This is a genomic window from Streptomyces sp. DSM 116793, assembly GCF_057320905.1.
This window is the reverse complement of record NZ_CM170494.1, coordinates 5,868,973-5,882,531: the sequence shown is the minus strand read 5'-3', so window position 1 is coordinate 5,882,531 and position 13,559 is coordinate 5,868,973. Positions and strand designations below refer to the sequence as shown.

Below are 13,559 nucleotides of genomic sequence, written 5' to 3'. Positions count from 1 at the left end.
GCGACAGGTTGGCCAATTGTCGGACCGGTCTGGTTCGCTTGGGGCATGGAGATTCTCTGGGTCCTGGTGGCGGCCGTCCTGCTCGGCGCGGTCGTCGGCCCCGCTCTGCTGCGCAGGGGCGGCGGCATCCGCCTCACCCATCCGGGCGACCCGGACGCGGCCGATCCGGCGAACTACGGCTTCGTACGCCAGGAGGAGCTGGACATCCGCGTCCCCGGGCCCGACGACGACCTGATGGACGTGCTCGACCTGGTGCAGCGCACGCAGGAGTGGCGCCCCGCGGGCCAGTTGCTGGCCGGCACGGAGACGGCGGACGAGGCCCGCTGGCAGCGCGTGCAGGCCTTCGCGGGGGCCGCCGCCCTGGAGCTCCAGCAGCGGCCGGGCGGGGTCAGCGAGAGTCCCGGGGGGCAGTGGCTGCGGGTGTGGCGGGCCGAGTCGCCCAAGGACGCCGGCGGTGCCGCGGTGCACGCGGAGTTCCTCGTCCAGCAGGCCTGGCGCTCCTCGACCGCCGGCACGGACGAGCACCGCATCATCCTGGAGGAGGCCAGGGAGGCCTGTGGCACGGCGGCACTGCTCGCCCCCGGCGACCCCATCCCGTACATCATCGAGCTGTCCATCGCGCGTGGACTGGGCTATCCCCGCGAGGAGTTCGAGCAGCTCTGGCTGAAGATCCTGGACCGCGCGCCCACCCACCTGGGGGCGCATCTGGCGGCCCTGCACTACTGGTGCGAGAAGTGGCACGGCTCGCGCGAACTCGCGTACCAGTTCGCGGAGGCCGCGGCCGCCCGCGCACCCCGCGGCTCCCTGCTCGCGGCGCTGCCGCTCTTCGCGGTCTACGAGCACCTCCCCGAGGTCAACCTGGTGCGCGAGTTCTACCGGAGCGAGGTGGTCGTCAAGGCCGTGGAGGGCGCCCTCTACGCGGTGCACTCCGCCCTCCCGGACGACCCGATGCTCGCCCACGTCCGCCACATGCTGCTGTTCTTCCTGGTACGCGGCGAGCGCTGGGCGGAGGCCATGCACCAGCTCGTCCACGTGGACGGCCACGTGGGCGCCCTCCCCTGGACCCTCTCCGCCGACCCCGCGGCGGAGTACGCGGTCTACCGCGCGCTGGCGGTGGCGGGCTACGAGGCGAACGGGGGCAATCCGGCCACGTTGCGCCAGCAGGGGTGAGCCCGGCCTGCGGAGGGGCGACGATGGCGGCTGTCGCGGGCTGTCTGTCCCGGAGCAGCCTGTCGCCGGGGCCGCCTGTTCCCCGGGGCCGCCTGTCGCCCAGGGCCGCCTGTTCCCGGAGCAGCCTGTCGTCCGGGCCGCCTGTTCCCCGGGGCCGCTCGTGGCCCGAGCCCGCCTCTCGCCGGGGCCGGCCGCTCGGCGCGCGCCGCCTGGTGCGCGGCGGCCGTGGGCCGCACCCCCTGGCGAGGCCGCTGTGGCCGCGGCCCGCGGGACACCGGTATCCCAACCGAACAGCAGGGACCGCAAGCAAGCCGCACTCCGCGCACAACCACCGACACGCTGTGCACGCCCCCTGACGCCGCCGTGCACGCCCCGGCGCTCCCGCCCCCGACGCGGCCGGACGGGCGCCCGGGCGCCGGCGGCATTGGGAATCCACGGCACGGGCGAGACGTTGAACGAATCGCCCCCTCCCGTAGGAGACGAGATGATCTTCGGTCGAACCCCCGTCCTCCCCGCCCCCGGCGAGGCCCTGCGCGGCCGCCCGGAGCCGTCGTTCCAGGTCCCCGAGCGCCACACCGTCCTCGGCACTCCGCTGCTGGGCCCGTACCCCGAGGGCCTGGAGATCGCCGACTTCGGCCTGGGCTGCTTCTGGGGCGCGGAGCGCGTCTTCTGGCAGACGGAGGGCGTGTGGACCACCCTGGTGGGCTACCAGGGCGGCGAGACGCAGAACCCCACGTACGAGGAGGTCTGCTCCGGCCTCACGGGCCACACGGAAGCGGTGCGCGTGGTCCACGACCCGCAGAAGGTCTCGTACGCCACCCTCCTGAAGACGTTCTGGGAGGCACACGACCCCACCCAGGGCTTCCGCCAGGGCAACGACGTGGGCACCCAGTACCGCTCGGCGATCTACACCCACACCCCCGAGCAGGCCGCCGCGGCGCAGGCGTCCCGAGAGGCCTACCAGAAGGTCCTCACGGCCTCCGGCCACGGCACCATCACCACGGAACTCCTCCCGGCAGACGGCCGCCCCTTCTACCCGGCCGAGGCCTACCACCAGCAGTACCTCGACAAGAACCCCTGGGGTTACTGCGGCATCGGCGGGACGGGCGTGGCCTGCCCGATCGGCATCGCCCCGGCTCCGGAGGCTGTGGAGTAACGCGTCCCCGTGTGCCGGCGAGTGTCTCCGACCGTCCCGTCGGGGGCCGGCCGTCCCGTCGGGGCCCGGCCTGTCGGCCGCAGGGGCGTACGCAGACGGCGGTCGGGCACTGTGGGGCGGGGGCCGGCATCGTGCCGGACCGGACCCGGGCACCATGTGGGCGCGATCAGCGGCTGACGCCCTCGGTGGTGCCCACGGGCGACGGTTTCTCCGAAAGTGCCGGACGAGGCGTACGGCCCCGGCAGGGTGCGGGGCCGTCGGGGTGGTGCGGCGTCGGCCGGGGCCGGAGGCGGCGACCGCCGGCCGTGCGGCCGGCGCGGGAGCATCGCTGCTGTCGCCCGTACGGTCGGCGGGGTGTGGCAGGCTCGGGGCCTTACCGGGTGCCGGCGAGCAGGCGGGCCGTGATGGTCGCCAGGCGCTCGCCCTGGTAGCGGGCGGCGGCCAGGGTCTCCTCGGAGGGGGCGCCGGCGCCATGGTGGGTGGTGCCGTACGGGTTGCCGCCCGCCGGGTAGACGACCGGGTCGGTGTAGCCCGGCGAGACGATGATCGAACCCCAGTGGTGGAACGTGTTGTAGAGGGCGAGCGTCGTCGACTCGTTTCCGCCGTGGCGGTTGCCGGCGCTGGTGAAGCCGGTGGCGGGCTTGTTGGCCGTGAGGCCCTGCTTCCACACGCCGCCGGTGGTGTCGATGAACTGCTTCAACTGAGAGGCGATGTTGCCGAAGCGGGTGGGCGAGCCCAGGGCGTAGGCGTCGGCCCAGGCCAGGTCGTCGAGCGTGGCGACCTCGATGTCCTTGGTGGCCTCGATGTGCTGGCGCCACGCCGGGTTGGCGTCGATGGCGGCATCCGGGGCGAGCTCGGCGACCCGGCGCAGCCGGACCTCGGCGCCGGCCTTCTCGGCGCCTTCGGCGACCGCCGTGGCGAGCCGGTGGACGTTGCCCGTGGACGAGTAGTAGATGACCGCGACCTTGGCACTCATGGTCAGGCTCCTTCTCAAGCAGTGATCGTAGGACGGCAATCAGGATCGGATGGCCGGCCGGTTCGGGCTTCCGGCGATTGCGCTCGTGGACCCCACGGCCGCACGGTGACCGGGGTCGTCCGGGAGTGCGGGGTCAGCGCGGAGCCCCGTCACGGCTGGTACCGGCAGTCGTGGACGACCGCGGCGAAGGCCTGCCGGGGAGCACACCACCGCGGAACGTGCGGAACTCAAGCGGCTGGAGCAAGCAGAACGCCCCGCGGGACGAGGGCAAGCTCCTGTCACGTACGGTTACGAAGGCCCGGGGGATCCGGACGGGTGGCAGCGGCGGGGCGACGGATCGGCTCCGTCCTTGCCGTGGGCCGGACGCCGTGACCTCGCCGTCAGCCGCTGAGACCCTTGGTCTCCAGGACCTCCAGCCGGTACGCGTGCCCGTCGGGCACGACGCGGCCCGCGCTCGGGCCGGCGAAGTGCGTGCCGAGCATCATCGTGTCCGTGCGGGCGAGTTCGTCGAGCATCCTGCGCCGAGTCGCCACCGCCATGTCCGGGTCATGGTCCGCGCCGGAGATCCACTCGGGGTGCGCCAGCTGGACCGGGTGGTGGAGGAAGTCGCCTGTGATGAGTGCGCGTTCACCCCGTGACTCGATCAGGATGCTTGTGTGGCCCGGGGTGTGTCCCGGGGTGGATACCAGCCGCACCTCGGGGGTGATCCGCTCGTCGGGGGCGACGAGATCGACCAGGCCCGCGTCGGCGAGCGGCTGCACCGAGTCCACGAAGATCTCGGGCGTGCCGAGCCCCTCGGCCGCCCTGGCGTGGGCGAACTCCTCGCGGACGAACAGGTGACGAGCGCGGGGAAAAGTAGGTACCCATACTCCGTCCACCAACGTGGTGTCCCATCCGGCGTGGTCGATGTGGAGATGGGTGCACAGCACGGTGTCGATGGTCTCGGGCGCGAAACCGGCTGCCTTCAGGTCGCGCGGGTACGAGCCGTCCATGCCGTTCCAGGCGGGGACGACCCGCCCCTGCTTGTTGTTGCCGATGCCGGTGTCGACGATGATCCGCCGGGTGGGCGTCACCACGGCGAAGGCATGAATGCTCGTCCTGAGCAGGCCGTCGTCGGTGGCGAAGTGGGGGCGTAGCCAAGGGATCGGCCGCACGGCCTCCGGGGTGGCCGCCGGCAGCATCATCTCGGTCCCGCCGACATCTTCCAGCTCGACGATCTTGGTGATTTCTATGTCTCCGATGCGTAGCACGTCCATCGGGTCGGACCTCCGGGTCGGTGCCTTCGGTATGCGGGAACTGTACCTCTCTCGCTGAATAATGTTCAATGAACGTCGTTCAAGCCTACGCCCCTGGGATACGCTGCCTGGCAACGGTCCCCGAGACGCAGGAGCAGACGTGAGCCATCGCGGGGTCGGCAGGCCTGGGAATCGGCGGCAGCAGGCCGCTGAACAGACCAGCAGGAAACTCCTCGACGCCGCCCTCGCGGCCTTCTCCGAACGACCCTTCGCCGAGGTCACCGTGAGCCAGATCTCGCAGGCGGCGGGGGTTGCCCAGGGGTTGCTCTCACATCACTTCAACGGCAAGGCAGGCCTCTATGCCGCAGTAGTCCGGGAGATCGACGCCCGACTGCACGAAGCGCACAATTCCGTGCCCCCCGCCCCGCTTCCGGAGAGCATCCGACTCCGCTTCCGCGCCCACGTCGACTTCCTCGCCGCGAACGAGGGCCTCGCACTCCACCTGATCCTGCGCGGAGCCCCGGCAGCCGGGACGGCGTGGGAGGCGTTCGAGTCCACGCGCCGCAAAGGCATCGAAGAGGTCTGCCACCTGCTCGGCCTGCACGCGGACGAGCCGGCCCTGTGGCTGACGATGCACGCGTTCGCCGCAGCGGCCGACGATCTCATCCTGCACTGGCTGACCAGCAGACGCCCCTTCCCGGCACAGACGCTGGTCGAGGCCATTGTGGAGTTGCTGGCGGGAGCGCTCGAAGGCGCCCACGCCCTTGCGCCGTCGAGCGAACTCGATCAGGCCCAGAGCCGCCTGCGGGGCACGAGGCACCCGGTCTGACAACGGCTCGCGGTCACCGTGCGTGAACGTCGCTCGGCCACCCGCCCGCCGAGGCAGTCACGTCCTGAGTAGATGAGCGCTCCCTGCCGAAAATGAGTGGCCACTCGCGCGGACCGGCCCGACCCTGTACGCCATGGACCAACCGCGACGCGGGATCCGTGCGACGTATGGAACATCCACGATCACCGTACTATCAGGCGTACTCCCCGGAGCTCGGCATGCCCGCCGCCCGCGAGGGCCGTTTCCCCGCCACGTGGAAACGGGACAGGATGACATGGATCAAGCCGTCCTTCCTGTGGATGATGTACCGCTGCGGCTGGGCCACCAAAGCAGGTCAGGAGAGCGTGCTGGCCGTCGAGATCACCCGCGACGGCTTCGAGTGGGCGCTGCGACACGCGTGTCTGTCAAGCTACGTCCCCGGGGTACACCCCGACCGCACCACCTGGCAGCGTCAGCTGAAGCGTGCGCCGGCTCGCGTTCAGTGGGACCCCGAGCGGGACGTGAACCTACGACCCCTGCCGTACCGGTCCCTGCAACTCGGCCTCTCCGGTGAGGCCGTACGACGCTATGCGGACGAGTGGACGGTCTCCGTACAGGACGTGACTCCGCTCGCCCACGAGATCCACGCGCTTGTAAGAAGCGGCGACCTGGACTCCGCGACCCGGCTGCTACCGCAGGAGCGCCCCTACCCCGCCGCAGCCGGACTGCTGACCGACCTGTGTGCGTAACGGGGGGAGGCCACGAACACCCACCCGTCGGCATCGGGAGGGGTGCCACCGGGCACTTCCGCACCCGGACCCGACGCCACTCGGACATACCTGGAAACGAAGGCATGCCCGCTCCACGCCCCACGCCGATGTGCGAAGGACTGCTGCGTTCGGCGTGCTGAAAGCAAGCCGCACAGAAATGGGATGCGCCGCGCGGTTGCCGAGGAGATCATCTCCGGGTACCCGGTGCAGGGGGTGTCCGATGGAATTGTTGCTCAGTTCGTATGTGCTCAGCGGTGCACGGCGCCCCACCGTCCTGCCGCCAACGGTCACCGGCCGGGCAGGCATCATCCTGAATGCACTCGACCAGTACGGCGGCTCGCGGGACCGTGATGTCGGCCGCGAGGCCGGAACCTTGGCGTCATGGGGATACCGGTGCGAAGAGCTCGATCTTCGAGACTACTTCTCTGCCCCGGACGCCCTGGCTGCTCGACTGGCCACCCTCGACATGGTCTGGGCGCTCGGCGGCAACGCGTTCGTACTCGCACGAGCCATGTACGCCGCTGGCTTCGGCCCGGCCCTTCGAGAGCGTGTGGACGCAACGCCGTTCGTCTACGGTGGCTACTCGGCAGGGGCTTGTGTGGCCGGGCCCGATCTCCGTGGCATCGATCTGATGGATGATCCCGCGATCGTTCCCGCAGGCTATCCCCCGGAGTCACAGCCCGTCGGCCTTGGGCTGGTGCCGTTCCGCATCGTGCCGCACTGGCGATCAGACCACCAGGAGGCTCCGGCAGCAGAGCGTGCCGCGGCATGGCTCACGCACACCGGTCTGGCACACCGCTGCCTTCGGGACGGACAAGTCATAACGCGGAACGGCGCGGTCATCACCCTGCTCTGAGGTGCTGCTCGACGAGTCAGCGATCTTCCGCAACGTGAGATCGACCGAGGCCACGAGCCATCGTCGTTCGCGCCGCCCCGAGCCCGTACACCGGCAGCCACAGGTACGCGCTCCGTCCCGCGGACGCCTCCGCCGCCGACGGCGACGCCCTCGTCGCTCTCGCACCCTCAGCACAGGTAGGGCCTCCTGCACCGCCCACCGGGCCCCCAGCAGAAGGCGGGGGCCGGCCGGGTCGGAGACGCGCTGATGTTCAATGGTGCGGGGGCTCCGCCCCGGTACCGCCGGCTCCACCGCCTTGGATCCGCCGAAGCCCCCGTGCCATGGCGCCGTACCCCCGAAGCGAGGCCCAGAGGTGAGTTCCCGTCCCGTGACGCTCCGGAGCCTGATCCCGGCCGTCTTCCTGCCGGCTCTGATCTTCGAGACGGGGATGGGTGCTCTCGCTCCGGTGCTCGCGCTCAGCAGCAGGGCGCTCGGGGCCTCGGTCGGCGCCGCGGGCCTGGTCCTCGCGCTGCTCGGGGTGGGCCAGATCCTCGGGGACGTGCCGGCCGGCGCGCTGGCCGCGCGGCTCGGTGACCGCAAGGCGATGATGGTCGCCGCGGGCGTCGCCATGGTGACGCTGACCGGGTGCGCGCTGGCCACGCGGGTGTGGCAGCTCGCCGTCGCGGTGACCGCCACCGGGGCGACCAACGCCGTGTTCGTCCTCGCCCGGCAGTCCTACCTCACGGAGGTGGTCCCCACCGGGCTGAGGGCCCGGGCGCTGTCCACGCTCGGCGGGATGTCACGGATCGGGGCCTTCGTCGGCCCCTTCATCGGTGCCGCCGTCCTGACGGGCCGCCCGCTGCGGGACATCTACTGGCTGGCGCTGGTGTGCACGGTCGCGACCTTCGTCGTCCTGGTCGTCGTGCCCGATGTCGCCGAGCCGGTCACGGCCCCGGCCGCCGGCGCGGCCCCCGCCTCGGTGCGCGCCGTCGTACGCCGGCACCGCAAGGTCTTCCTGACCCTCGGCCTCGCCGTCCTCCTGGTGGGGTCGGTCAGGGCCACGCGGCAGACGGTGCTGCCGCTGTGGGCCGAACACCTGGGCCAGAGCCCGTCGTCCACCAGTGTCATCTTCGGGATCGCCGGGCTGGTCGACACCATGACCTTCTACCCCTCGGGGAAGGTCATGGACCGGGCCGGCCGGCTGTGGATCGCGGTGCCCTCCATGCTGGTGCTGGGACTGTCCCAGGCCGCCCTGCCGCTCACGCACGGACTGGCCTCGCTGACCCTCGTCGCCCTGCTCATGGGGTTCGGCAACGGCATAGGCAGCGGCATCCTGATGACCCTCGGCGCCGACGTGGCACCGCCGGCGACCCGCTCGCAGTTCCTCGGCGTCTGGCGGCTGTGCGCCGACTCGGGGAGCGCCGGCGGACCGCTCGTCGTGTCGGCCGCCGCCGCGCTCGGCAGTCTGGCGACCGGAATCGCCGTGATGGGCGGCATGGGCATCGTCGCGGCCGCGGCTCTGCTGCGCTGGGTTCCGCGCTACTCGGAGTTCGCCACCACGGGCACCCGACGGAGAAGCACCCTGGTCGCGGCCGCCGAGTCACGACCGCCCAAGGACCCCGGTCCCCCGGACACGGCACCGAAGCCGGACACACGGGACCGAACGCACGGAACCGAGAAGCCGAACGCACGGGACTGAGGAGCCGAACGTACGGGACTGAGGAGCCGTACGTTCGGGGCTGAGCCGCGCGTACGGGATCGGGTAGCCGACCGTGTGGGGCTGAGCAGCCGAACTGTACGGGACTGAGCAGCCCGAACCGTATGGGGTGGGGCAGCCCGGACGCCGGGAGCCGAGGACCGGAGCCTCCCGCCGGCCGGCCACCGGGACCCGCCCGGACGCGGGAGGCGTCCGGGCGGGGCGGGGCAGGCCCGTCCACGGGGCGGGCCTGCCCAGGAGCGAGGCGACCCCACGGAGCGAGGCGGCCCCACCCGCGGCTCAGAAGGTGACGTCGCTGCAGAAGAAGTAGATCTGGTCCGCGTGCGAGGCCTTCCAGATCGTGTAGACGACATGGTGCCCCGTGCGGCCGGGCGCGCTGACGTTGACCGTGTAGTGACTGGCGGGCGCGTACGCACCGGTCTTGGCCACCTGCGTCAGATCACCCCAGTCCAGGGCGTCCGTCTCGGCGTTGTACCCCTGCTTGGTCACGTAGACCAGCAGGTAGTCCGCGCCGTGCAGTGCCTGGTCCAGGACGTCGACCGTGAAGTTGCTGCTGATCCGGGAGGTCTTCCACGGGCCCGGGGTGTCCATGGAGTTGTATCTGCCGTCCCCTGTGTGGCCGGCGCTGCACAGCTGGTTGTCCGGGATGAAGGCCTCGAAGTTGCCGCCCGTGCCCTCGCGGTACAGACCGTTCCAGTTCCACATGGCGTTGGTGTTGTACTGCCACGCCTGCCAGCACATGGGGTCCTGCTGCTCCATGGCCGGGTTCTGGAAGTCGCTGCCCCAGCGCTGCCAGCAGCCGTAGTTGCGGGAGACGGGGTCCGCCGTCGAGCCGTGGGCGGAGGCGTTCGGGCTGAGCCAGGGCGTCGCCAGCAGGGCGGCGGCGGCCAGGACGGCCAGGAGGGCGCGGAGGGGCCAGCTGCGTGCGTCGGTGCGATCGTGTCGAAGCGATAACACTGCGACTCCTCGTCCGGAGGCGGGTGGATGTCCGGGCTGGGAGCGCTCCCATCCACTTGCTTTCCCGGGCGACACATGACTGAAACGCTCCAATTCCCGGGCCGCGACGGGGAATCCCCCGGACCGACACCGCCCCACCGCAGACGCCACCGCCCCGGGCAGCCCCGCCGCAGACGCCATCGCCCCCGGGCACCACCCCACCGCAGCCCGCCGGCACCCCGGTGGGGCCCGCTCAGCCCGGCAGCGCCGTCGCCACGAGCCGGCGGATCGCGTCCAGGTCGACGTCCCCGGCCAGGGCCGCGTCGCCGGGTGCCGCGTCGCCGGGCATGTCCTTGATCATGTCCTCGACACCGAGCAGGGTGCGGAACAGTCCCGGCAGCACGGTGCGGCCGATCAGGTCCGCGGCGAGCGCCGCACTGCCTGCGGTCTCCATCGCGTACCGCTCGGCGAGGTAGGCGGCCAGCCGCTCACAGGTGCTGGCGAACACGGCGTCGAAGTACGTGTGCGCGCTGCCGGGCAGCCGCTCGGCCTCGGCAATGCTCAGCCGGCAGGTCCGCACCTGGGGCTCCCACGTCATCAGTTGCAGGAACCGCCCGCAGAACAGCGTCACCGCCTCCGCGGGATCCTCGGCGTATGCGTCGGGGGTCTTCAGCTTGCCCAGGTGCAGCTCGCGGATGAGGTCGAGAACGGCGAGGAACAGCTTGTCCTTGTTCTCGAAGTGCGCGTACAGCGACCGCTTGGACGTCCCTGCGCGGCTCGCGACGGTGTCCATCGACGCCCGTTCGTAACCGGCCTCCAGGAACACCTCCTTGGCCACGAACAGGACGTGGCGGCGCAGCTCCTCGCCGCGCCGCTGCCGACCCCGCCTGCGCGGTTCGCCGTCTGGACTCATCGGATTGCACCCTCAGATGTAAACGGTACGGTAGAGTTTACTTTCAGGGGGCGCCGTCCGGCCCCTGTGCCGAAACGCTTCGACATGCCGCCGCCAGACGCCCCTTTCCGTTCTGGCACCCCTATGCCGTGGGAGAACTCATGATCGTCGTCACCGCCCCCACCGGAAACATCGGACACCAGGTCCTCGACCACGTCCTCGCCGCGGGCCACCCGGTCCGCGTCATCGCGCGCGACCCGGCCGGACTGCCCGCCGGCGTCCGCGACCGGGTCGAGGTCGTCCAGGGCTCGCACGGCGATCCGGAGGTCGTCGCCCGCGCCTTCGACGGCGCCGATGCCCTGTTCTGGCTGCTGCCGACCGACCACCACGCCGCCAGCGTAGACGAGGCCTATGTCGGGTTCTCCCGGCCGGCGGCCGAGGCGCTGCGCAGCGGGGGCGTCAAGCGCGTCGTGGGTGTGAGCGCGCTGGGCCGCGGCACCCCCCACGCCGGCCGGGCCGGGCACGTGACCGCCTCGCTGGCCATGGACGACCTGATCGCCGGCACCGGCGTGGCGTTCCGCGCGCTGGCCCTGCCCGGGTTCATGGACAACGTGCTGCGGCAGGCCCGGGCGATCAAGGAACAGGGGGTGTTCTCCGACATCCTCTCCCCCGGCCTCGCGCTGCCCACCGTCGCCACCCGCGACATCGCCGCCGTCGCCGCCCGCCTGCTGCTCGACACCGCGTGGACCGGTCAGGAGGAGGTCCCGCTGCTCGGCCCCGAGGACCTGTCCCCCGACGACATGGCCGCCGTCGTCTCCGAGGTACTGGGGACCCCGGTGCGGTACCGGCAGATCCCCGGGCAGGCGCTCAAGGACCAGCTCATGGGCCACGGCATGTCCGAGGCGATGGCCCAGAGCCTGCTGGACATGATGATCGCCAAGGAGAACGGCCTGGACAAGGGGATCGCCCGCACGCCACGGCACGCGATCGACACGCCCACCACGTTCCGGCAGTGGTGCGAGGACGTCCTCAAGCCCGCGATGCGGGCCCTCTGAGGCGGGGGCACGCCGGATGGCCGAAGCATCCAGGGCCGGCCGTGCCGCCGCCGCGCCGCCGGGCGCGCGGCGCGACGCGCTCCGCGGTCCTTGAGGGACGCGCTCCGCACTCCTTGGGAGAGGGACTGGAACGGAGGGGGCGCCGGACGAGTGGATTCACCGAGACCGGCCGGTGGAACGTCATCCGGCGGCGGGTGCCGGTGCCTCCCGGCCGGCGCCGGTGACCGCCGGGACCGGCCGTCGCCGCAGCCGCATCGGCAGTGCCCGCGGCGCCAGCACGCTGCGCGGTGCGGTCCGCACCCTGCCGGGCACCGGCACGAGGTCCCAGCGCGCGGCGATGGACGCCAGGGCCAGCGTCGCCTCGGTGAGGCCGAAGCCCTCACCCACGCACCGCGTCGGGCCCGAGCCGAACGCCAGGAAGCTGCCGCGGGGCACGCCCGGCGCGCCGTCCGCGCCGCGCCGCCACCGGTCGGGCAGGAAGCGGTCCGGGTCGGGGTGCAGGTCGGCGCGGTGGTGCACGACATAGGGGCTGTAGACGACCATGCTGCCCGCGGGGATGCGCCGCCCGGCCAGCTCGGTGTCCCGTACCGCCGTGCGGGGCAGCACCCAGGCCGGCGGGACCACGCGCAGCGTCTCGCGCACCACGCGTGCGGTGTGCTCAAGACGGGGCAGGTCCTCGAAGGACGCCGTCCGGCCGGCGAGCACGGCGTCCGCCTCCGCGTGCAGCCCGGCCCGCACCTCGGGCGCGCCGGCCAGCAGGTGCAGCGACCAGGTCAGCGCGGCCGAGGTGGTCTCGGCGCCCGCGAGGACGAGGACGGCGACCTGGTCGTGCAGTTCCTGCTCGGTCAGCGCCCCGCCCTGCTCGTCACGGGCGGCGAGCAGCGCGGACAGCAGGTCGTGTCCGTCCGTCCCGGTGCGCCGGCGCTCGGCGATGATCCGGCTCACCTCGCTGCGCCAGTGCCGCAGCGCGCGGACGTACCGGCGGTTGGCGGGCAGGGGCAGCTTCTCGACGCCCGGCAGCAGCGCGCGGCTGTACGAGCCGCGCAGGAACACGTCCAGGCAGTCCCGCAGGGTCGTGGCGGACGCCGCGTCGAGCCCGCGCGAGAAGAGGGTGCGCACGGCGACGGCGGTGGTCAGCGAGAACATCTCCCGCACCACGTCCACGACCCGGCCGTCCGTCCAGCCGTCGAGCGCCGCGGCGATCTCCTGCCGCATCAGGGGTGCGTACCCGCGCACCCGGTCCTGCCGGAACGCCGGCTGCAGCATCGGACGCTGCCGGACGTGGTCGGCGTGCACGCAGGTCGCCAGGCCGTTGCCCATCGCCGTCCGGATCCGCTCGAACACCGGCCCGACGCGGTCGAACGTCTCCTGGTCCGCCAGCACCTGCCGCGCCAGGTCTGGCCGGCAGAGCAGGAAGGCGCGGCGTCCGCCGAGCCGGATCTCCACCACGTCGCCATGGTCCGGGAGCCCGCCGAGGAAGGCGAGCGGACGGGCGTAGAGCTGCGGAAGGTGCCCCAGCAGCGGCCATGCGCCCGGGGCGCGTCCGTACCGCACCCCGCCCGCCGGTACCCCACCCGTCGGTACCGCGCCGCACGCCGTCATACGACTCCCCTCTGGCTCCGCAGGGCTCCTGTGGCTCCGCGGGGCTCCTGTGGCTCCGCAGGGCTCCTGTGGCTCCGTCGGGCTCCCGTTGCTCCGTCGGCTGCCGCCACCCCGGCAACGGTGGCCGCCCGCCGCCTCGGCCTCAGTATCCGGTCCGCCCGCCCCACGGCCCAGAGGCCCGGCGGCCGAACAGTCGGCTTCCGGCCACACGAAAGGCCCGGGGCGAAGACCCGGGCCGGGGACCTGGAGAGGACGGGAGGAGCGGGAAAGCCAGGAAAACCAGGAAAGCGGGATGGCACGGAGCGGATGACACAGCACAAACGGCCTCCGGAAGGCTGCGATCCGCACTTTCGTGCTTCTCACAACTCCACCGGAAGCCGCCTTGGCCGGTGCCGCGACATCGGTTC

The 13,559-nt window shown here is 72.2% G+C and carries 11 protein-coding genes and 1 pseudogene; 7 read left to right on the top strand and 5 right to left on the bottom strand.

Annotated features, from left to right (window positions below):
- Window positions 1-45 precede the first annotated feature (45 nt).
- Both ACSMXW_RS23115 and msrA read left to right on the top strand, forming a co-directional pair.
- Window positions 46-1,170, top strand: coding sequence for a hypothetical protein (locus ACSMXW_RS23115; RefSeq protein WP_485798988.1), 1,125 nt, complete (start codon window positions 46-48; stop codon window positions 1,168-1,170).
- A 484-nt stretch (window positions 1,171-1,654) separates the two neighbouring features.
- Entirely contained in the window at window positions 1,655-2,326 is a 672-nt protein-coding gene (msrA, locus tag ACSMXW_RS23110; protein ID WP_485798986.1) for a peptide-methionine (S)-S-oxide reductase MsrA, read from the top strand.
- 373 nt (window positions 2,327-2,699) lie between these two features.
- Here msrA and wrbA read toward each other — a convergent pair whose 3' ends face one another.
- The gene (wrbA, locus tag ACSMXW_RS23105) at window positions 2,700-3,302 is read right to left on the bottom strand and encodes an NAD(P)H:quinone oxidoreductase (RefSeq protein WP_485798984.1); all 603 of its coding nucleotides are present in this window, start codon (window positions 3,300-3,302) and stop codon (window positions 2,700-2,702) included.
- A 380-nt stretch (window positions 3,303-3,682) separates the two neighbouring features.
- Entirely contained in the window at window positions 3,683-4,558 is an 876-nt protein-coding gene (locus tag ACSMXW_RS23100) for an MBL fold metallo-hydrolase (protein WP_485798982.1), read from the bottom strand.
- Between the two features lie 139 nt (window positions 4,559-4,697).
- Between ACSMXW_RS23100 and ACSMXW_RS23095 the strand changes: the two genes are divergently transcribed.
- The 4 genes and pseudogenes from ACSMXW_RS23095 (at window position 4,698) to ACSMXW_RS23080 (ending at window position 8,649) form a co-directional block, all read left to right on the top strand.
- The gene (locus ACSMXW_RS23095) at window positions 4,698-5,366 is read left to right on the top strand and encodes a TetR/AcrR family transcriptional regulator (RefSeq protein WP_485798980.1); all 669 of its coding nucleotides are present in this window, start codon (window positions 4,698-4,700) and stop codon (window positions 5,364-5,366) included.
- 133 nt (window positions 5,367-5,499) lie between these two features.
- Window positions 5,500-6,094, top strand: a pseudogene (locus ACSMXW_RS23090) (DUF4291 domain-containing protein).
- A gap of 241 nt (window positions 6,095-6,335) precedes the next feature.
- Window positions 6,336-6,971, top strand: a complete 636-nt coding sequence (locus ACSMXW_RS23085; RefSeq protein ID WP_485798978.1) for a Type 1 glutamine amidotransferase-like domain-containing protein — start codon at window positions 6,336-6,338, stop codon at window positions 6,969-6,971.
- A gap of 367 nt (window positions 6,972-7,338) precedes the next feature.
- On the top strand, window positions 7,339-8,649 hold the full coding sequence (locus tag ACSMXW_RS23080) for an MFS transporter (protein ID WP_485798976.1): 1,311 nt from the start codon (window positions 7,339-7,341) through the stop codon (window positions 8,647-8,649).
- Window positions 8,650-8,946: 297 nt separating this feature from the next.
- Here the strand turns inward: ACSMXW_RS23080 and ACSMXW_RS23075 are convergent, their stop codons facing one another.
- Window positions 8,947-9,624, bottom strand: coding sequence for a lytic polysaccharide monooxygenase (locus ACSMXW_RS23075; protein ID WP_485798974.1), 678 nt, complete (start codon window positions 9,622-9,624; stop codon window positions 8,947-8,949).
- A 232-nt stretch (window positions 9,625-9,856) separates the two neighbouring features.
- Window positions 9,857-10,516: a TetR/AcrR family transcriptional regulator gene (locus ACSMXW_RS23070; RefSeq protein WP_485798972.1), complete on the bottom strand. Its 660-nt coding sequence runs from the start codon at window positions 10,514-10,516 to the stop codon at window positions 9,857-9,859.
- Window positions 10,517-10,656: 140 nt separating this feature from the next.
- Between ACSMXW_RS23070 and ACSMXW_RS23065 the strand changes: the two genes are divergently transcribed.
- Window positions 10,657-11,550 (top strand): NmrA family NAD(P)-binding protein, encoded by an 894-nt coding sequence (locus ACSMXW_RS23065; RefSeq protein WP_485798970.1) that lies wholly within the window; start codon window positions 10,657-10,659, stop codon window positions 11,548-11,550.
- Between the two features lie 180 nt (window positions 11,551-11,730).
- Here ACSMXW_RS23065 and ACSMXW_RS23060 read toward each other — a convergent pair whose 3' ends face one another.
- A complete protein-coding gene (locus ACSMXW_RS23060) occupies window positions 11,731-13,152 on the bottom strand; it encodes a cytochrome P450 (protein WP_485798968.1) in 1,422 nt (473 codons plus the stop codon).
- Window positions 13,153-13,559 lie beyond the last annotated feature (407 nt).